Origin of the sequence: Pseudomonas sp. Root569 (genome assembly GCF_001427465.1) — a bacterium.
GTDB lineage: Bacteria > Pseudomonadota > Gammaproteobacteria > Pseudomonadales > Pseudomonadaceae > Aquipseudomonas > Aquipseudomonas synxantha.
Genome location: NZ_LMGQ01000005.1, coordinates 95,034 through 115,243, shown reverse-complemented (window position 1 = coordinate 115,243; position 20,210 = coordinate 95,034). Strand labels below are relative to the sequence as shown.

Annotated in this window: 16 protein-coding genes, 1 tRNA gene and 1 pseudogene; 8 read left to right on the top strand and 10 right to left on the bottom strand. The window is 54.9% G+C overall.

Translation table 11 applies throughout. From position 1 onward, the window contains the following. Window positions 1–122: 122 nt before the first annotated feature. The 5 genes from secF to queA all read right to left on the bottom strand — a co-directional run bounded on the left by secF (window position 123) and on the right by queA (window position 5,530). Window positions 123–1,037 (bottom strand): protein translocase subunit SecF, encoded by a 915-nt coding sequence (gene secF / locus ASD70_RS06650; protein ID WP_056845985.1) that lies wholly within the window; start codon window positions 1,035–1,037, stop codon window positions 123–125. Window positions 1,038–1,046: 9 nt separating this feature from the next. Beyond that, window positions 1,047–2,915: a protein translocase subunit SecD gene (gene secD / locus ASD70_RS06645; RefSeq protein ID WP_046069450.1), complete on the bottom strand. Its 1,869-nt coding sequence runs from the start codon at window positions 2,913–2,915 to the stop codon at window positions 1,047–1,049. A 62-nt stretch (window positions 2,916–2,977) separates the two neighbouring features. Then, window positions 2,978–3,316, bottom strand: coding sequence for a preprotein translocase subunit YajC (gene yajC / locus ASD70_RS06640; protein WP_003175975.1), 339 nt, complete (start codon window positions 3,314–3,316; stop codon window positions 2,978–2,980). Window positions 3,317–3,359: 43 nt separating this feature from the next. After that, on the bottom strand, window positions 3,360–4,475 hold the full coding sequence (tgt, locus tag ASD70_RS06635) for a tRNA guanosine(34) transglycosylase Tgt (RefSeq protein WP_032803964.1): 1,116 nt from the start codon (window positions 4,473–4,475) through the stop codon (window positions 3,360–3,362). A gap of 5 nt (window positions 4,476–4,480) precedes the next feature. Beyond that, window positions 4,481–5,530, bottom strand: a complete 1,050-nt coding sequence (gene queA, locus ASD70_RS06630) for a tRNA preQ1(34) S-adenosylmethionine ribosyltransferase-isomerase QueA (protein ID WP_046069453.1) — start codon at window positions 5,528–5,530, stop codon at window positions 4,481–4,483. Between the two features lie 108 nt (window positions 5,531–5,638). Between queA and ASD70_RS06625 the strand changes: the two genes are divergently transcribed. Continuing rightward, window positions 5,639–5,723 (top strand) — tRNA-Leu (locus tag ASD70_RS06625). A 416-nt stretch (window positions 5,724–6,139) separates the two neighbouring features. Here ASD70_RS06625 and ASD70_RS06620 read toward each other — a convergent pair. Further along, the gene (locus ASD70_RS06620; RefSeq protein ID WP_056845984.1) at window positions 6,140–6,448 is read right to left on the bottom strand and encodes a DUF3077 domain-containing protein; all 309 of its coding nucleotides are present in this window, start codon (window positions 6,446–6,448) and stop codon (window positions 6,140–6,142) included. A gap of 434 nt (window positions 6,449–6,882) precedes the next feature. Between ASD70_RS06620 and ASD70_RS28210 the strand changes: the two are divergent. From ASD70_RS28210 to ASD70_RS06600, 3 genes and pseudogenes are all read left to right on the top strand, one after another. Beyond that, window positions 6,883–8,087, top strand: a pseudogene (locus ASD70_RS28210) (DUF927 domain-containing protein); the annotation flags it as partial. Between the two features lie 98 nt (window positions 8,088–8,185). Next, a complete protein-coding gene (locus ASD70_RS06605; RefSeq protein WP_056845981.1) occupies window positions 8,186–9,028 on the top strand; it encodes a hypothetical protein in 843 nt (280 codons plus the stop codon). A 63-nt stretch (window positions 9,029–9,091) separates the two neighbouring features. Beyond that, window positions 9,092–9,301, top strand: coding sequence for a hypothetical protein (locus tag ASD70_RS06600; RefSeq protein WP_236708690.1), 210 nt, complete (start codon window positions 9,092–9,094; stop codon window positions 9,299–9,301). A 298-nt stretch (window positions 9,302–9,599) separates the two neighbouring features. Here the strand turns inward: ASD70_RS06600 and ASD70_RS06595 are convergent, their stop codons facing one another. Together ASD70_RS06595 and ASD70_RS06590 are read right to left on the bottom strand one after the other, a co-directional pair. Continuing rightward, the gene (locus ASD70_RS06595; RefSeq protein WP_056845979.1) at window positions 9,600–14,162 is read right to left on the bottom strand and encodes an AAA family ATPase; all 4,563 of its coding nucleotides are present in this window, start codon (window positions 14,160–14,162) and stop codon (window positions 9,600–9,602) included. Window positions 14,163–14,702: 540 nt separating this feature from the next. After that, a complete protein-coding gene (locus tag ASD70_RS06590) occupies window positions 14,703–15,734 on the bottom strand; it encodes a S1 family peptidase (protein WP_056845978.1) in 1,032 nt (343 codons plus the stop codon). A gap of 1,090 nt (window positions 15,735–16,824) precedes the next feature. Between ASD70_RS06590 and ASD70_RS06585 the strand changes: the two genes are divergently transcribed. Together ASD70_RS06585 and ASD70_RS06580 are read left to right on the top strand one after the other, a co-directional pair. Further along, window positions 16,825–17,427 carry a hypothetical protein gene (locus ASD70_RS06585; RefSeq protein WP_056845977.1) on the top strand — a complete coding sequence of 201 codons (603 nt, stop codon included), beginning with the start codon at window positions 16,825–16,827 and terminating at the stop codon, window positions 17,425–17,427. Window positions 17,428–17,618: 191 nt separating this feature from the next. Beyond that, a complete protein-coding gene (locus tag ASD70_RS06580) occupies window positions 17,619–17,948 on the top strand; it encodes a hypothetical protein (protein WP_056845976.1) in 330 nt (109 codons plus the stop codon). 7 nt (window positions 17,949–17,955) lie between these two features. Here ASD70_RS06580 and ASD70_RS06575 read toward each other — a convergent pair whose 3' ends face one another. Beyond that, window positions 17,956–18,591, bottom strand: coding sequence for a LysE family translocator (locus ASD70_RS06575; protein ID WP_056845975.1), 636 nt, complete (start codon window positions 18,589–18,591; stop codon window positions 17,956–17,958). Window positions 18,592–18,745: 154 nt separating this feature from the next. On the opposite strand from ASD70_RS06575, the gene ASD70_RS06570 reads away from it, so the two are divergent. Next, complete coding sequence (locus tag ASD70_RS06570; RefSeq protein ID WP_043046807.1) at window positions 18,746–19,117, top strand: PH domain-containing protein; 372 nt, start codon at window positions 18,746–18,748, stop codon at window positions 19,115–19,117. Window positions 19,118–19,249: 132 nt separating this feature from the next. Here ASD70_RS06570 and ASD70_RS06565 read toward each other — a convergent pair whose 3' ends face one another. Then, window positions 19,250–19,624, bottom strand: a complete 375-nt coding sequence (locus tag ASD70_RS06565; RefSeq protein ID WP_046069457.1) for a c-type cytochrome — start codon at window positions 19,622–19,624, stop codon at window positions 19,250–19,252. 203 nt (window positions 19,625–19,827) lie between these two features. Here ASD70_RS06565 and ASD70_RS06560 point away from each other — a divergent pair, with 203 nt between their 5' ends. After that, on the top strand, window positions 19,828–20,208 hold the full coding sequence (locus tag ASD70_RS06560; protein ID WP_046069458.1) for a response regulator: 381 nt from the start codon (window positions 19,828–19,830) through the stop codon (window positions 20,206–20,208). Window positions 20,209–20,210: the final 2 nt, after the last annotated feature.

The window sequence follows — 20,210 nt, the reverse complement described above, 5'->3', positions numbered from 1 at the left end:
ATGAACCTCCTGACCATCACAAGCGGACCGAAACGTCCGCGCTATACCCAGCCTTGGAGCCAAAAAAAAGGCACGAGTTCAATCTCGTGCCTTCTTTGTAACAGCGTATCAACGAACATCCATCAAGGACGGTCGTCAACCTCCTTGTCGGTAGCAGCAGGAGGGATCAAGTCTTCGCTGTTGAGGTTCAGCCAGATCAGCACCACGTTGGCGATATAGATCGACGAGTAGGTACCCGCCAGCACGCCGATGAACAGCGCCAGAGAGAAGCCCCACAGGTTGTCGCCACCGAAGATCATCAGTGCGGCAATCGCCAGCAAAGTGGAGATCGACGTCGCCATGGTTCGCAGCAGGGTCTGGGTGGTGGAGATGTTGATGTTCTCGATCAACGTCGCCTTGCGCAGTACCCGAAAGTTCTCGCGAACCCGGTCGAATACCACGATGGTGTCGTTGAGCGAGTAACCAATGATCGCCAGCACGGCCGCCAATACGGTCAGGTCGAAGGTGATCTGGAAATAGGCCAGGATACCCACGGTCACGATCACGTCGTGGATCAGCGACACAATGGCGCCGACACCGAACTTCCACTGAAAACGGAAGGCCAGGTAGATCATGATGCCGACCAACGCCATCAGCATGCCGAGGCCGCCCTGGTCGCGCAGCTCTTCACCGACCTGCGGGCCCACGAACTCGACGCGCTTGACCGATGCCGGGTTGTCGCCGCCAACCTTCTGCAAGGCCTCGGCTACCTGGTGACCCAGTTGCGGGTCTTCGCCAGGCATACGTACCAGCAGGTCGGTGGTGGCACCGAAGCTCTGCACCACGGCTTCGTGATAGCCGGCCTTGACCAGCTCGTCGCGCACCAGGGTGACATCGGCAGGCTTCTCGTAGGTCAGCTCGATGAGCGTACCACCGGTGAAGTCCAGGCCGTAGTTCAGGCCCTTATGGAACCAGCTGAACAACGCCAGAACAGTAAGGAGCACGGTGACGCCGAACGCAACGTTGCGAACGCCCATGAAGTTGATTGTACGTAACATGGCAGCCCCTTAAATCCACAACTTCTTGAAGTCACGCCCGCCAAAGATCAGGTTGACCATTGCGCGGGTCACCATGATGGCCGTGAACATCGAGGTAAAGATACCCAGGGACATGGTCACCGCAAAACCTTTGACGGGGCCGGTGCCCATGGCAAAGAGAATCCCGCCGACCAGCAAAGTGGTCAGGTTGGAGTCGAGAATCGCGGTAAATGCCCGGCCGAAGCCTTCGTTGATTGCACGCTGTACGGTCATGCCCGCCGCGATCTCTTCACGGATACGCGAGAAGATAAGCACGTTGGCGTCGACCGCCATCCCCATGGTGAGCACGATACCGGCGATACCCGGCAGTGTCAGGGTAGCCCCCAGCAGCGACATCAGGGCCAGCAGCATCACCATGTTGCCCGCCAGGGCGACGGTGGCGATGACGCCGAAGAAGCGATAGATGGCGATGATGAACAGCGACACGAACAACATGCCCCACAGCGCCGCATCGACACCCTTGGTGATGTTGTCGGCACCCAGGCTCGGCCCGATGGTACGTTCTTCAGCAAAGTACATCGGCGCCGCCAGGCCACCAGCACGCAGCAACAGCGCCAGTTCGGACGACTCGCCCTGGCCGTTCAGGCCAGTGATGCGGAATTGAGCACCCAGCGGCGACTGGATGGTCGCCAGGCTGATGATCTTCTTCTCTTCCTTGAAGGTCTGTACCGGCACGTCTTTTTCGACGCCGTTGACCATCTGCTTGGTGTAGGTAGTGATCGGGCGCTGCTCGATGAAGATCACCGCCATGCTGCGACCGACGTTGCTGCGCGTGGCGCGACTCATCAGTTCGCCACCGTGGCCATCCAGGCGGATGTTCACTTCAGGGGTGCCGTGCTCGCCGAAACCGGCCTTGGCATCGGTCACCTGGTCGCCAGTGATGATCAGGCCACGCTCGATCAATGCTGGAGGACGGTTGCCTTCGCGGAACTCGAACTCTTCGGAGGTCGCGCGGGTGGCACCTGGCTCAGCCGCGAGACGGAATTCCAGGTTGGCGGTCTTACCCAGGATACGCTTGGCTTCAGCGGTGTCCTGCACGCCCGGCAGCTCAACCACGATGCGGTTGGCGCCTTGACGCTGCACAATCGGCTCGGCCACACCCAGCTCGTTGACGCGGTTACGTACCGTGGTCAAGTTCTGCTTGATGGAGTACTCGCGGATCTCGGCGATCTTGGCCGGGCTCATCGCCAGGCGCAACACAGCCTGACCATTCAAGTCGGCCGGCACGATGTCGAAATCATTGAAATTTTTGCGGATCAGCGCACGGGCCTGTTCGCGAGAGGCTTCGTCAGCAAAGCCCAACTGGATGGCACCGTTGAGCTGCGGCAGGCTGCGATAACGCAACTTCTCTTTGCGCAGCAGGCTCTTCACATCACCTTCGTAGACTTTCAGGCGCGCATCGAGGGCCTTGTCCATGTCCACTTCCAGCAGGAAGTGCACACCACCGGACAAGTCCAGACCCAGCTTCATCGGGTGCGCGCCAATGCTACGCAGCCATTGTGGCGTGGTCTGTGCCAGGTTCAAAGCAACGACGTAGTCGTCACCCATGACCTTGCGCACGACATCTTTGGCCGGCAACTGGTCTTCTTGCTTGGTCAGGCGCAACAAGCCGCCTTTGGAACCAGCCGCCAAGGTTGCCGCTTTAACCTGGATACCCGCGTCGTTGAGCGCTTTGCTCGCACGTTCCAGGTCAGCCTGATTGACCTGCAGCGAAGTGCTGGCGCCAGAGATCTGGATCGCAGGGTCATCAGGATAGAGATTGGGAGCGGAATAAATAAAACCGATCGCCAGCACCGCCAGGATCAGTACGTATTTCCACAGAGGGTATTTGTTCAGCATCACGCCGCCCGCTTATAACGCGGGGCGCCTTGCGCGCCCCGTCGATTGGTAAAGGTTGTTACTCAGATCGCTTTGAGCGTGCCCTTAGGCAGCGTGGCGGCGATGGCGCCCTTCTGGAACTTCATTTCTACGGTGTCGGAGACTTCCAGTACCACGAAAGCATCGGAAACCTTGGTGATCTTGCCGGCGATGCCGCCAGTGGTCACGACTTCGTCGCCTTTCTGCAGGCTGCCCAGCAGGTTTTTCTGCTCTTTGGCGCGCTTGGCCTGTGGACGCCAGATCATCAGGTAGAAGATGACCAGGAAGCCGACCAGGAAAATCCACTCGAAACCACCGCCCATAGGGCCGGCAGCAGCAGGCGCAGCGGCGTCAGCCATGGCGTTAGAGATAAAAAAGCTCATTTAGCACTCCAGTTGCAAATAGTGAATCTTAGGGTCGGGAAACTCAGTCCAAGGGCGGCACAGGGAGCCCGCGCTTGGCATAGAAGGCATCGACGAAGGCGGCCAATGTACCCTGTTGAATAGCCTCGCGCAAACCAGCCATCAGGACTTGGTAGTGACGCAAATTGTGGATGGTATTCAACATGCTACCCAGCATTTCCCCGCATTTGTCCAAGTGATGCAGATAAGCACGGGAGAAGTTCTGGCAGGTGTAGCAGTCACAGGTGGGATCCAGCGGCGAATCATCATGGCGATGGAACGCGTTACGGATCTTCAGCACGCCTGTATCGATGAACAGATGCCCATTGCGGGCATTACGGGTTGGCATCACGCAATCGAACATGTCCACACCGCGGCGCACACCCTCTACGAGATCTTCGGGTTTGCCAACGCCCATAAGGTAACGAGGTTTGTCAGCGGGCATCAGGCCCGGTAGGTAGTCGAGCACCTTGATCATTTCGTGCTTGGGCTCGCCCACCGACAAACCGCCGATGGCCAGGCCGTCGAAACCGATCTTGTCGAGGCCTTCCAGCGAGCGCTTGCGCAGGCTTTCATGCATGCCGCCCTGGACGATACCGAACAACGCAGCCGTATTGTCGCCATGGGCATTCTTCGAGCGCTGGGCCCAACGCAGGGACAGCTCCATGGAGATGCGCGCTACGTCTTCGTCAGCCGGGTACGGCGTGCATTCGTCGAAAATCATCACGATGTCGGAGCCCAGGTCACGTTGCACCTGCATCGACTCTTCCGGCCCCATGAACACCTTGGCACCGTCCACCGGCGAGGCGAAGGTCACACCCTCCTCCTTGATCTTGCGCATGGCGCCCAGGCTGAACACCTGGAAACCACCGGAGTCGGTGAGGATCGGGCCTTGCCACTTCATGAAGTCATGCAAGTCGCCATGCTTCTTGATCACTTCCGTGCCCGGGCGCAGCCACAGGTGGAAGGTATTGCCGAGGATGATCTCGGCGCCGGTGGCGACGATGTCACGGGGCAGCATGCCCTTGACGGTGCCGTAGGTACCGACCGGCATGAAGGCCGGGGTCTCTACGGTGCCGCGCGGGAAGGTCAGGCGACCGCGACGGGCCTTGCCGTCGGTAGCCAGCAGTTCAAACGACATACGACTCATAAGTTATCCTCAGGGCCGCGCGGCGCCGGGTTACGGGTGATAAACATCGCATCACCGTAGCTGAAAAAACGGTACTCGTTGGCGATGGCGGCTTGATAAGCGGCCATGGTTTCCGGGTAACCGGCAAATGCCGACACCAGCATCAACAGCGTGGATTCCGGCAAATGGAAATTGGTGACCAGGCAATCGACCACATGGAATGGCCGACCCGGGAAAATAAAGATGTCAGTGTCGCCACTGAACGGCTTGAGTACGCCATCACGCGCCGCACTTTCAAGTGACCGTACGCTGGTGGTGCCCACCGCCACCACTCGCCCACCGCGCGCCTTGCACGCGTTAACCGCGTCCACTACGTCCTGGCTGACTTCCAGCCATTCGCTGTGCATATGGTGGTCTTCGATGTTCTCCACACGCACCGGCTGAAACGTACCGGCCCCCACGTGCAGGGTCACATAAGCGGTCTCGACGCCCTTGGCGGCAATCGCATCCAGCAGCGGCTGGTCGAAATGCAGGCCGGCCGTCGGTGCTGCAACCGCACCGAGACGCTGGGAGTACACCGTCTGATAGCGCTCGCGATCCGAGTCTTCGTCGGGGCGATCTATATAAGGAGGCAACGGCATATGACCGACACGTTCCAGCAGCGGCAACACTTCCTCGCAGAACTTGAGCTCGAACAAGGCATCGTGGCGCGCCACCATCTCGGCTTCGCCACCGCCATCGATCAACAGGCTCGAACCCGGTTTCGGCGACTTGCTGGAGCGCACATGGGCCAGCACGCGATGGCTGTCCAGCACCCGCTCCACCAGGATTTCCAGCTTGCCGCCGGAGGCTTTCTGGCCAAACAGCCGCGCCGGAATCACCCGGGTATTGTTGAAAACCATCAAATCGCCTGGGCGCAAATGCTCAAGCAAATCAGTGAATTGACGGTGTGCGAGGGCACCGCTCGGCCCGTCCAGGGTCAGCAGTCGACTGGCGCGACGCTCGGCCAAAGGGTGGCGAGCGATCAGCGAATCAGGGAGCTCAAAAGTAAAGTCAGCAACGCGCATGATGGGGTTCGTCTAGCAGGGCCGGGAAGTCTAGCGGAAATAGTCAAAATTGACCATGAAACGTGATTGACCAACGGTAATCTCATCTCTATACTTCGCCGCCATTGAGCCCTGATGGCGGAATTGGTAGACGCGGCGGATTCAAAATCCGTTTTCGAAAGAAGTGGGAGTTCGATTCTCCCTCGGGGCACCATCTTAAAGAAAGACCTTGAAATTCAAGGTCTTTTTTTTCGTCTGTAGAAAAGTGGGCAGCCAGCTGATCCCTCGCTCACCGCCAATTACCACCTGAAACACGGCCCAATGTGGGAGCTGGCTTGCCTGCGATTACCATGGGTGTCTACAAAACTTCGAGACGCCGCTGGACCCTGTGGGAGGGGGCTTGCTCCCGATGGCGGCCTGACAGACGACCAGAATGCTCGATCAGGCCGAGCACCTATCCGGTATTTAGGTAACGGCCGCTTAAGGTGACCGTTATCGCAGCAATAGATATGTACACCGACAGGGCCAATCGGGAGCCCCCCCCCCACAGGGTCCAGCGGCGCACCCGATGAAGTTGTGTAGATACCTATACTGCGATTAAGCCAGCCCACATACCGTCAAACCATCGCCTTACACACCAACAGATACCACCTCCTCCACCACCCCATTCGGCAACATCCCATTCGCCAAATCATCCACCACCGCCTTCGCCATCTCTCCCAAATAATGCGCCGCCCAGGCATACCGACCCGCGCTGTTATCCATCGCCGCATCCAACGCCAGCATTTTGGAACAATGCAGAAGCTCGGAGGCATGCTCCAGGGCGTCGCGGATGGGCACGCCGGAATTGACGCGGAATAGACGGTGGAGGTTGGGCTGTTTGCCGCAGGTGGAAAAGGTGATGACACCGAGGGTTTTGTTGAGGGGTGGGTTGATCATTGGGCACCTCCGATCTGAGCGGCGGTGTCGATTGCGGAAGTGCGAGGATACGACCTATCAGAAACGCTCATTGCTTAAGCTCCTATGTAGTGAGCTGCCACGTTCGTTTCTCATGCGAATGGGTGGCAGCTATGCGCGGGCTGAGAAACCGGGACAATAGGAACCCGGCAGACCCGAAGGTCTCCCACGCATAGCCGCCATTACACAGACATGCGGACACAAAAAAGCGCCAACAGTCTAATGGATGGTGGCGCCTATGCGCCTATTGTTTCTCGGATTCTCAAGTCCGGTCGCTGGGTTGGAAGCGACGGGAGAAAAGTAGCGCAGGAGTGGTTGGAGATGAAAGTTAGTATCTGTGGCGAGAGATTTCCGGCGGGCAGCCAAAAGGGTTGCGGGCGTTAGGAAGAAGAAAGTCTTGCTCTAATCCCGATTATTCGTTGCGCGCTGGTATCCACCCCTTGATGTTTGTCGTCTCTGTGGCAGTTGCAGGGCTACTGCTAAATCTGCTCCGACATTAGTTTGTCGGCTTCCATCTCTATGATGGGCCGCGCCTGGTGCGTTCGTGGCACTCGTCAGATAACACCCTAAAGTCCATCGCTGCCGCACAATCAGATGGCATCTTGGTGCCGGATGAAATTGGCATGTGTGATCTGCACATCATTAGCAAAACGGTGTACATGCTCGGCAACGGCACGGGTAAAACCCGAGCAAATGACCGAGGGCAAGCGGGCCGACAGGTGCAGGGGTGGCGCTTGCTGTTTCTCTCGACCGGCGAGAAGACGTTGGCGCAGCACATGGCGGATGCCAACAAGGAGCAGAAAGCGGGCATGGAGGTGCGCATGCTTGCGGTGCCAGCGGATGCCAGCAAGGGCCTCGGCATGTTCGATGTGCTGAACAGTTTTGAGGACACCGCCGCCCTCTCCGATGCGCTCAAGGCCCGTGTCGCCAAATACTACGGCCCCCCCCCCTCACCGCCTTCCTCCACGCGCTGTGTGCACCTGGAGAAATGCTCAGATGGTCGGTGATCGTGCGCCGCACGGTGGAGCAGTTCATCACCCAAAACCTGCCCGCCTCTGCCAGTGGACAAGCACAACGTGCCGCCCTTCGCTTCGGCCTCGCAGCAGCGGCCGGAGAGCTGGCCACCGCCTTCGGCGTTACTGGCTGGCCCGATGGAACAGCCACAACCGCCGCACGGGTGTGTCTGCATGCGTGGCTGGCCGAACGCGGCGGCGCCGGAAACTTCGAGGGCGATGCGATCTTGGCGCGGCTGCGCCAGGTCATCGAGCGGTTTGGAGAAAGCCGCTTTACCCGCTGGGAATCCGCCGCCGCCAAGCTCGATGAGCACGGGCCGCACACGATTGATCGGTTGGGCTTTCGCAAGACGCTGGAACACGGCATGGGCGACGCCCTGCACACCACCAACACCTATTACGTACTGCCTGAAGCCTGGAGGACCGAGATCTTCAAAGGCATGAACATCAGTGCGGTGAACAAGGAGTTGCTGCAACGCGGCGTGCTTGAGCCGGGTAGTGACGGCAAGGCCCACAGCTTGATCCGTCTGCCCGGGTTAGGGCCCCAGCGCTGCTACGTGGTGAAGACCGTTCCAGGAACGGACGAAGGCGAGGCCAAGGCCGCCTGACGGCGAGCCTGCTGATCGAGGTAGCGCCGGCTCATCACCGGCCTTGCCAGCCATTCGACAACCATCCCTATTAACCACAGTACCCAGAGACAATTCAGATGAACACTATCCAAGAACTGAAAGACCGCCGCGACCAACTGACCCTCGAAGTGGAGAGCATTCAGCGCGACCTGGCTCCCTTCGAAGAGGCGCTGGAAAGCCCGGAGGTTATCCAGCAGGGCCGTCAACGAGCCGTGCAGGATGAAATCAACGATCATAAAAGACGCATCGACTCGCGAAATCTGGAGATCAGCAACCTGAATCAAAAGATTCATCGCCTTGAGAGATTGGCAAACCGTGAGAGCTTGGCTGCGGGATATCTCAGCGATATGGCGAACTGGGAAGCCGACGAGATGGAACTCAACGAAAAGCGCAGCAGAATCGAGACTCGGTTGCAGCAGGTCCGCCAGAGCGATCAGGAAGACATGGCAAAAGCTCGACAAGCTGAAACGGACGCCGCCACCGCTTATGCACAGGCTGTCGCATGGGGCGATGTAGAGGGCGAAAAAGCGGCTAACGCAGAAGCTCAAAAGGCAGCAAAAAACCTCACGGCTGCGGCTGAGCATCACCGCCGCCAACAACTGCTCATCACCGCACTGGAGCAGGAGCTGGTGACGATTGATCTGCATATCACAGAGGCACAAAAGGAACGCACCGAGATCGAGAATAAAGCGGCTCACCTGGCAAACACTGTGCTGGAAGAACAGTGGAATGAGGCCGCCAAAACACTGCTGGAGACCGGCGGCAAGCTGTGGGCCGCACGCAACCTGATTAGTCGTGACCCGGTTGCACTGATGAAGCTGGATATCCCTGAACTGGGCGAGCACTTTGGAAGCTGGACCTGGCGAGAACTCGCGGCTCGCTCACACCAACACAGCCTGCTTGACCTGTTGGCGGCCTAACTCAAACCTTCCCCGAAGCAACCGGCGAGGGTCGGCTGCTTCGGGCCAACCATCGGTCTAACCATGAATAAACCATCACAGAACAGTGCTCAGATGCCTGATTACCTAAAAGCCCGGAAGCTGCATTTGAACGGGATAATTAACCTTATGGGCGATATGAAAAAGCTCAACGCAAGAGCAAACAAAAACGCAAAAGTCGAGATGCTCACGATTGATGCAATCGCGGCAGAGCTTGACTTCATTGACCTTCAACTCAAAAGAAAGGGAGTGTGAGAAAAATGCGGAAGCCCGTGCAGCTTCCGCTTCACTAGATCCTATCCTTACAGGTAAGGATTACGACTTTTTCGACTTCTGGTCTATAACTACCTTACTCTCACGACCACTTTTGACCACAACAACTCTCTCAAGTGTGTCTACGGCTCCCGTCGCAGTTTAGTTCGTACAGGATTACTGTCGACAACTTTGGCTTGATCATCATGATATTCCTAACACAGTTAAGACCCCACTTACAGAGCCTACCTCTCTCAAAGGTCCATGCGCTAATATGCGGGATATCTATACGCAACGTAACTTACGGCCTCTCTGCAGCCGCTAGCCAATCACTGACGCCAGATACACCAAGGGACAACAACTTATCCTGCACCGAAACGACACGTTGTAACATCACGCCGCCGTCCGTCTCTTCCCATTCTTCTGCTTCTGCAAAAAGACGAGTCAATAATTGAGTGAAATTCCCACCATGGTCGTACATGTGTGCAGACTTATCTTGCATATAATCAAGGTACAACTCGAAAACCGTAAGAGCCTCTCCGGGATCCCTCTGCGCTGTAGCACTTAACCATTCATCCAAACCATAGATGTGTGCATTTGTACTATTGCTGCTTGCCTCACGAGCAGCGAAATAACTGCGTACGAGATCAGAAGATACGCCCGTCACACCACGATTAAACAGCTGGCTCATTCGCTGTACTACAGCGCCTGCATGCCCAACTACAGAGAGGCCATATTCAAGACCGGCAATACATTGACTTCGATGCCTTTTGAAGTTCTCGGTGTTCGTCCAGACGGCTGACGCTCCCTTCCATGCGGCCACTTCATCAATGGCGGTCAGATCAATCAGTAGCTCAGAAGTGCGAGTATGATCCGGTAAGGCAGCCAGAGCGGATATTCTCCCCCAGGTTTCAAGATCCTTGCCGCTCCCTTCCAATCGAAGCCGTTCCAGCCATTTCGATACACGTTCAAAATCTTTGTAGTACGTGTAATAAAGACACGGTTCTGCAGTTCCCCACAGTCCGGATGATCGCCCCGTCATACAGCGATCGAACAGATCCCAGCCTACGTCGGGGTCAAGGCTCTGTAGATAAGGCAAACGTCGAATAATCACTGCACTCACTGCCGGGTTTTTCTCATCAGCAAAATTGCGCAATAGTCTCAACAGCACTTCAGGCAACGGTACGCCACTCTCCGTCAAGTTGGTTACCAGAACCACTAGCGCCTCAGCAATACGCCCACGAGTCATATTGATCCCAACCTCAAGGTGGCCAACCCCATCGCCACTGATAGACGCTCCTTCTTGCATTTCCAAAAACTCTGAACTCAAACCAACATGCCGATGAGCCTGGTCGATATCAGCAATCACATGAGCACATGCGTTCAAAGCATCTGATGCAGCGCGGTTCTGCCGCCAGCATTCAGGATGATTGGAAAGCTCATTGATGACAGCTCCCGCCAAAGCGGCCACATCGACAGAGACGAAAGTAGCCCAGGAGTCTTCAGCCTTTAAATTCCCATGAAGATGAGCAAGGCAGTTGGCAGCCCCGCTCATAATCGCGTCGCGAAAAACCGACGAAATGTCAGGCCAGTTTTTCGACATAATGCCTAAAAATCGATCAGGGTCACGAGAGGCTGCCTCTCTAAGCATTGAGGCGACCTCGCTCTCTCCACCAATCAAACCTTCTTCAAACCTTCGTTCATATCCGGTGTAGTGCTTCAATAGCCGCAGCACCCCATAATCACTCGTTTCAAGAAAGACGCTAAATGGGAAAGGTGCCGAGACCATTCCGCTCCAACCCTGAACTGGTGGTGACTCAACAAAGATGCCTTCACGTACTTCTACTTCCTCGAGCAGCAACTGAGCACTAGGTGGGCGCATATGACATGGAATACATGCGACGAATCGAACCTGAATACTTTTCCTTCTTAAAATCTCGTACTCATCCTGATCATCACACTCGGTAATGGCGAATACTGCCTCCATTACCGAATTCTGTTGATTGGAGTTAAAATAAAAAAACGCTACCTTAACGAGACAGCCAAGCTCGTAGCTAAATTCAGAATCGTCCAACGGCTTTTCACAGAGCAATCGAACTGAAAGATCGGCATTACTACTCGGAGCACCTTTGCACGAAAGTATTCCAAAATAGCGCAATGCACCTTCATGATTGAAACAGAGTCGCTCTCGATTATCCCGCCACCATTTCGAATCAAGTGAAGCATGATTTATCACAGCAGCTTCTATTGCGCCTAGAAGCAAGACATCTGCATCAATATGTTGACCGCCGCCCTTCTCTCGAATTGCTTCGTATGAAGTACTCCGCAAAAATCCCGAGCTACCGGCGGCCCATTCTCCAATTTCGGATATTCTTAAATGGCTCCAATCCTCTATAGACTGGACTGCGAGACTCAATAGTCCAGACGACACTTTCAAGCGTTCAGCAAGATAATTCTTACATCGATCACCGAACTCATAATCCTGCAACGTCAGCTTTTCGCCAATGTTATGAAATTCAAGTATGTCATCATTAGTAACGCGTCCTGTCACAAACTTCCACAGCACTTCATCTGATAAAACATCTGCATCAATGCAACGTGCGATGGATTGTCCAAGGTAGCTGTGCTCTTGCAGAGGCAAACGAAGCAACGACTCCACCAATTTTCCAACAAGAATTACATGGTCTAGTGCTACCTCAGACAGCAAGTATCCCAACCTACTTGCGACACGCCCTCGGTCCATCCAGTCCGCTTCGAGCAGTTCAGTCCAAAATGGGAAAACCAAAGATGGTGCCTGATTGGCCCACACAGAGCATCGGTGCATTTGCATCAACAGCGCTTCTTGATCTCGCTCCTCCCACAGCACAGGGACTAAATATTTGAACCAGAACTGACCCCACTCGAGCGTCTTACCCTGTAGATAGATAATCTGAAACACATCGCTACAGTCTCTTCGTAAATCACGCAGTAACGACCAATCATCGTCATGAGGCAATCGATCCGCAAATGACTCTGCAACCAGACGACGCACATGGAACGGGCTTCCCCCCATAAGAACAGCACGCAACTGAGTTCTGAACACTCGGCGGTCACCGATAGCCAGTTGTGTTACAAAGCCACGAATACTCGGCCTTACGAATGGTGCAGGTGACAAGCTCTGGATGAAGCCATTCAGCGTCATCCCCCTTCGAATGGCAGAGCTAATCACTAGCACGTCTAGCAACGTTTGATGGCCAAACCCCACCCGACCATCCAAAGCTTGATGCAGAACGTTGTGGCTGAGGAGTAGTCGCAGGACACTTTGAGAGCCGCCGAATCGCTGAGCGGGAATGGTAAGGCTTCGAGTGCTGAGCATCTCGTCGGCGACCGATTCGATTGCTTGAACAGCGGCATCGCCTAACCTCGTATCTGCGCGAACCAGAGTCTCTAGGTATCGCTGTGCTAACCCCTGGCTAGTCACAACACTAAATCCGCCCTCCAACTGCGCAAGCTCAATGAATACTGCCAGCTCCCGATGATTTTGGATGAGTGCGCGCGTCGGGCCATCGATCCCAGCAGTGTCAATATCAAGTGACTGAAGCAGCGGTAAAACTTCACAGTCCAAATCCAAAGGTTGGCAAGCCAGCTCACACTCCCACACACGCGCTGCCAGACGACGATCATAGCGTCGGTCAAAATCACGACAGGCCGTTAATACTGTGACTTTCTCGATCAACAAAAGCCTGTCAATCTGAGCCAAGAAATACGTGAGAGCCGCATGCTCCCGGGAAATTGAAAGCACATCGAGGGAATCAACAACAATGACAACGTGAGCCTTGTCGGCAAGTCGCGCTACCCTCTCGACCCAGTCTTCGCATAAGCCCTGAGATTCTCGATCCCTCGCAGTCGCAAGATCGGCAAACTCTCGAGACTGGATGAACATCGGAACCAGTGCACTGTCACATTTGGCTCGAAGTTCCAAAGCTTCTTGCACAGCTAGAAGAGTGCATGTCTTTCCTGAACCTGGCATCCCAGTGAGGAGGATTGAACGCTTCCTGCTGTAAATAGCCGAAAGCAAATCCTCAACGACACGATTCTGTAGCCTCTTTCCACCTATCTCTCGCCGCCAGCTCCGTCCCACTGCGGACACCCCAATAAGAGAAGCACGAATTTCGGACTCGTCTATATGTGGCGCTAGCATTGATCCCGATTGCGTCAGTACAGCGACAAGATCAGCTCTCGTTAATCGGTGCTGAACAGACGCTGCCTTTGAGCCATGTGAGACCAGCCGTCCTCCCAACTGATCGAGATGGTGCCAAAGTGCGACGTAGGCAGTCTGCGCATTTGTTGATAGAAGGCTCAACCGCTCTAACAACGACGCTTCAAGATCACTGAAATCTTCAGTGTTATGGAACGTAGTGCGACGCAAAAATTCATAGGTCGTGAGAGATACGGCTGCGTTGAAGGTATTGCTCAAAGAGGTATCAGTGGTCGTATGCTCGATAGTGAGACTGTCGCGGTAGCTCTCCTGATTGGGCTGCGTCACACAATGCTCTCGCAACTTCGCAACTAGACCGAACGTACCCCGGGAATAGAAATGCACCTCTGCGTTCGCCTCCCTCGCCAATAGCAGAGCGGTTTTTTCAAATTCGCTAGAGAGGTCGCCGATTGTCCAGGGCCTGAAATCAGGTTGATTCTTCTTACACTGGCAGCAAATGATAGATCCATCGACCTTCCCGACAACAACGTCATCCACCAACCAACGAGTGGAGTCAATTTCCAGCCACTGGTATTCGGTGTCAGAAAGAATTGTCATAGCCCATCGCATAGCGATCAGTGTCTGATAGCTATCTCCTCGATTTGATCGAATACCGGCAAGGCTCATTGATTACCTAATAGTGCAATAGACATGGAAGACCTTCGCCCGCGAGATTATTGCGGGAGCAATAGAGGCTAACGCTCACCGAAGCGGCCTAACTTGAAAGGTAGCTCTTTTACGACCGAAAATCGAAGCGAAATCCACCGAAAATTAGTATCAAATGGCAGCCGACTTGAATCGCCACAATTCTCGCAGTTGGCCAAAGTGACCGCTTTTAGCCGACTTCTGCCGGTACGGCCACCCAGTTTGCTGGTCAAGTCGAATGCAAATGAGCGGGCAAGTGCAATGCAAGCTGGTGGTCAGGTGGAATGCAATTACCCAGCTAGCTTCTAGCAGGCTCAACGCCTCCTCTTGCCTTGACGCGCTCTCTGAAACCCCAAACACATTCCGATACCGTTGGGCTTGCTGCCGATCCATAGGCCAGTAAGAGAAACCCATATCGAGGCGAACTCTTACCTGGGGCCAGAAGTAAACTTCAAGCGCAGCATTCGTCCGTGGTCGATTGCCAGCTCACTTCGCACTTCAGATGTGAAACCCACGGTTTCTCTAAACAGATATATAATTTCTGGTGCCAATTTTGTTTGCGACTTTCACGATGCGGTGAGGCTGCCTGAGCAAATTTCCGGCTGAAACTGCATCCTCCTCCAAAGCATGAACACTAAAAGGTTCGCTCTCATTTTCTAGAAAGACACCCCAACACACCTGCCATCCCGGCGCATCCAAGCTCGGCGAAAATGGTTGAATGTCGTATGCCCTACCAAGGTCCACCGCATAACCTCTGCCGGGAAGATCCCCCTCGGCTCGAATCGAACGGCTAACGATACCAACAACGTCCCCTGCCCGATTGAATACCGGACCTCCGCTCATGCCTGGTGGCCAGTCAGTCTCCACCTCAATAACCGGACTAGGGTTGACCGTGCCAACTCCATTCAAGTGCACATCGACAATGCGCCCATATGCGCCGTACATCCCCTCCGACAAAAGCATTTTTTGAGATTCGTCCGAGAGCCTAGAAAGGTCCAATTCTGGGTACCCAATGGCAAGCAAGATATCCCCGACTTGAGGCCGCCATCCGTTAATACACACGCTCACCGCCTGGGGAGGACGCACTCGTGGACCAAGCGGAGAGGCCTGCATAACTGCTAGGTCGATGGCAACTTTACGCTCCTGCCTCCCTCGCAAAGCCCCCATGGGATCAGCAGAATCCATCATGGCCATTTGACACCCAGTTACAGGCACGAAGCAGTCACTGGGAATGGTGACTGAGCCAAACACGATCGCGTGCATGCTCAGAAACAAGACCGGTCGGCTCGTCCCGCTTTCTCCAGAGAAGTCGATGACGTGATGGGCGGTAAGGAAGGTGCCAAACTGATTAATGTTGAATGCAGTGCCAAAACCGAAAAGCTGTCCGTTTGTGTCTTGCCGGAATACAGGTACTACGGCATTCCTCAGCCCAAAGGGATCCTTAATTCTGAACGGATGAAAAGGTCTTTCGGGGTCGGGGTCAAGCGGGTAGGCCCTTTGTGACGATTCAGTCATTTCGCAGGTGGCAATCTCAAACGGTACGAAGTGTTTCATGGACGCTCCTAAATACGATCCTGCCGTACCTCCGCAGCCCTACGCAAGGTTCCCGGTCCCCACACCATACACCTTGCACGAAAGGTCGCTATCGGCTGATTCTGTTGAAAAAGTCGGCTTACTTAAAACGTTCGAATATTGATGGATGAAAAAACCTCTTTTACACGCAGCTACGTGAAATCTAAACTCCTGAACCTTCTGGGCAAAACTCAGATTTCAATCTCAGGCGCGTACCTTTCTGCCGTGAATTCGAAGCAGACTTTTTCAAAAGAATCGGTCAATAGCGGCCCTTTGTAACGAAGAGCTTTGATGCGATTACAGTAGCCATAATCATCATAAACCGCGCCTCACAAAGCAGTAATTGGTGTAACACCTATTTGCCATGTAACAGATCTATCGGCAAAGGAAGCACAGCAGCGTTACACCATAAAAATCATTTAAAATCATATACTTATAAAGTATCGTAACACGCGCAACACCCGTAACACCGTTTTTTAACGGTATCCCCGCGCCCACGTTCTGAACTGCCCCCCAGCGAGGCGAGATCCATTATTCTCCTGGCTTCGCGTAAATACTGGGGGGGGGGTCCCTACGCGTGTTGGTTTGGCACGGGTTAGTAAACCCGCGTTATCGTGTCAGCGGAAAGGTGCCCAGCTTAGTGAACAGGTGAACCGGGTGAACTGCTGTTCACCAGTGCATTTGCCCTATGAATCGAAAAGCCGCTGGGGACCCTGGGCATTTCGGATAGACACGGGGCAAAGAACCCGCCGGATCTCGTTAGTGGCTGGGCTCCAAAGTTAGTGACTGGTTGACCGAGTTGACCAGGCCAATCGTTCACTATTCTGAACGAAACCCATGACCGTTACACATCCGGTAAGGATGCACTTTTCTCTTCAAGATCCTTTCAATTTCAACGTTGAAATTTCAGTAAGCTGGTACGGCTGCCGCTACCACGATCCCGCGGGTTTCTGACCCCGTGCAAAGAGGAATGTCCCAGGGTCCCCGGAGGCTTTCACCCGTAGAATGAAATCGACCCGACAATCGCTAAATCACTAGACTGTCGCTCAAATGAAACTTGTGGAGACCGCGTATGAAAACGTCAGAGACGCATCAAATGCTTCTGAACATTGGAGCTATCGCGCAGCATGAGGCAGCTCACTGTGTAGCAGCGTTGGCCTCTGGATTCGATGCTCATCAGATCAGTCTTCACTATCAGTTGTACCCCCAGGCGCATCGGGGTAAAGCGTATGCTGACTACAACATTCGCTGCGACTCACTGACTGAACTGCATGATCTTATGACCAAGAAAGTGGTAATTGCCTTATCGGGTGCAATGGGAGAGGCGATTGATCGCTCCACCTTCAAGGTAAACGCCATAACTGCTTACAAGATTCTTGATGAGGGAGCCACTGGGGCAAGCCAGGATTTCGCTGTCGCGAAAGAGCTTGTCAATCTAATACATAATTCCTCTCCGGTGACTGCGGATGCTGAAACGGGGAAGGACAGCACCTCAGTGGACTTGCTGCGCTTTCTTCTCGAAGCTGCGCTCCGACTGGTAGAATCGAATGCGAAGCAGATATGCATGATCGCTGACGCTCTTGTGAAAAAGGTAGTGGAGGGTAAAGGCATAGGTGAATTGCAGAGGGATGATATCGAGCAGTTGCTAACTCCTCCCGAAGCGTCAGCACCCTAGCCGATCAATCCTTGTATCCCTGCTTGTATCCCTGCTTGTATCCCTAGCTTTAAAATCACTCTCAAGGCCTTGAATTATATGGAACCCGACAGTCTCCCTCGGGCACCATCTTAAAGAAAGACCTTGAAATTCAAGGTCTTTTTTTTCGCCTGTGAAAAAGTGACCGGCATGGCAGTAGAGGTAACGGGACCATGGAATTGACGCTTGAAGCAGTTGCACTGTTTGCCCTGAAACTGGTGCATGAGACCGAGGACGGCAGCCCGCTGCTGCGCGATGACCCGGCGATGGATGGGTATGAACGCGAGGTGTTTGGGCTGCTAGTGCGCCAGGGTGATTTGGCGCGGATTCAGTTAAAGCTTGATCAGTGCCTGACGTTAGCGCTCGACTCTCTGGGCGGCGCCCATACCGTGATGGGGCGCGAGCTGCAGCGGCTTGCGCTGGACGTGCATCAAGCAGCGACCCTGGAAGCACTCAATGCTCCGCTCCAGGCACTCACGGATTACCTCAAAGCCATCCTGTAACGCGCAGCTAGCGTCGCCCCTCCACCGCCATCCGCACCGCCAACCCCATCAACACCGACCCCATCACCCAGCGCTGCACCACCTGCCAGCCTGGCCGGGTGACGAAGAACACCGCGATGGAACCCGCCATGCAGGCAATCACCGCATTGACGCTCACGCTGATAAAAATCTGCAGGGAGCCCAACACCAGGGATTGCATCAGCACACTGGCATGACCGTTCGGATCGATGAACTGCGGCAACAGCGACAAATACATCACCGCTACTTTGGGATTGAGCAGGTTGGTGATTAGGCCCATGGTGAACAGCTTGCGCGGGCTGTCCTTGGGCAAATCCCGCACCTGGAATGGCGAACGCCCACCCGGCTTGACCGCCTGCCAGGCCAGGTACACCAGGTACAGCGCCCCGCCGAGCCGCAGCGCGTCGTAGGCGAAGGGCACTGCCATCACCAACGCAGTGATACCCAGTGCCGCGCAAACCATATACACCACAAAACCTAACGCCACCCCGCCCAGGGAAATCAACCCGGCGGTGCGGCCCTGGCAGATCGAGCGGGAGATCAGGTAGATCATGTTCGGCCCGGGCGTCAGCACCATGCCGAGTGAGATCAGACCATAGGCAAGCAAGCTGGACATATCGGGCATTGTTTCGCTCCTGGATTTTTATTCTGCCAGCGTGAATCCTTCGCCACACTGTGATGTTTCGCTCCATGCTAGGGCGTTAGAGGCGTGGGCGTTAGATACAGATCCGCGAACAAAACCTCATACACAGGCGCCCCCACTGACCCAGGACAGGTACATGATCGACTTCAACAACAAAGGCTTCTTCAAGCTCAAACAAAACAATGAGTACGCCGAACGCGTATCGGCCCTGCTGCTCGACGGTGAGGAAGTGGTCGACGCCTACAAAGCCATGCGTGACGGCGTGGTTTTCACCACCAAGCGCATCATTGCGGTGAACGTGCAGGGGATTACCGGCAGCAAGAAGGACTTCACGTCGTTGCCGTATAAAAATATCGTGGCGTATTCGGTGGAAACGTCCGGGACGTTTGATCTGGATTCGGAATTGGAGATTTACTTTTCCTCACTGGGGAAGGTGAGGTTTGAGTTCACCGGCAAGACCTCGATTGTGGAAATATCGCGGTTGATTTCCAAGCATCTGCTGGGCTGATCAACACAAGGAGGCTTGCCCGCGACAGCGGTGAATCAGTGACTAGATCGGCTACTGATACTCTGCCATCGGGGGCAAGCCCCTCCCACATTTTGATCGCGCTGTATCAGCTGAATACGCATGCGAGGCCGCTCACTTGGGCTGGAATGTCTCCAGGTAGGCCAGGATGTTTTCAATCTTCTCCTGATCGCTGATCCCCCAGAAAATCATCCGCGTCCCACTCACCACCTTCTTCGGCGCTTCGATATAGGCGGCAAGCTTGTCCCGCGTCCACACCACCCCGGAATTCTTCATCGCATCCGAATACTGATAGTCGGTGGTAGTTCCGGCAGGCCGGCCAATGATGCCGTTAAGCTGCGGCCCGAAACCACCGCGGGCGCCTTCGCCGACGCTATGGCAGCCACCGCAGGTCTTGGCGAAGAGTTTACCGCCCGCCTCCGCGTCGCCGGCGGCGAAGGCAGGGCTGGTGGCAAGGGTCAGGACGAGGGTGAACAGGGCGTACTTCATTGAGGGCTCCACTTCGGCTATTACTGGCGATTATGCCTGTTTAAGCGGGCATGCCTCCAACCGTCCAATCAGGCACGTCAGATAACCTCGCTCCAGTAGCAACCACGTCAAATGACCACCCATCGTTTAAAAAACATCCAATCGAACCTATAAGCGCGCGCCCCACTCCACCCTACTGAACCCCTGATGGTGGAGTAAGGATCATGGCTCAGCCATCGATTTTGGTATTGGAAGACGACGAGATCATTCGTTCGTTGATGGTGGATGTGCTGGAGGAGTTCGGGGCGCATGTGACGTCGTTCCCTTCGGCGGATGACGGGATGATTTTCCTGGAGCGCGATGATGAGCAGGTGGACCTGATTGTCAGCGATATCCAGATGCCCGGGCTATTGAACGGCTATGACTTGAGCAGGGTGGTGGCGCATCGTTGGCCATCTATCCAGGTGCTGTTGACGTCCGGTAATACGTCGCTGGCGTCTGAGTTGGGTGGCAGAGTCAGGTTTTTACCCAAGCCGTGGAGCACCGAGCGTCTGCTGGAATGTGTGGAGTCGGCGTTGACCCAGCAGGGTGCGTCCATGCATTGATA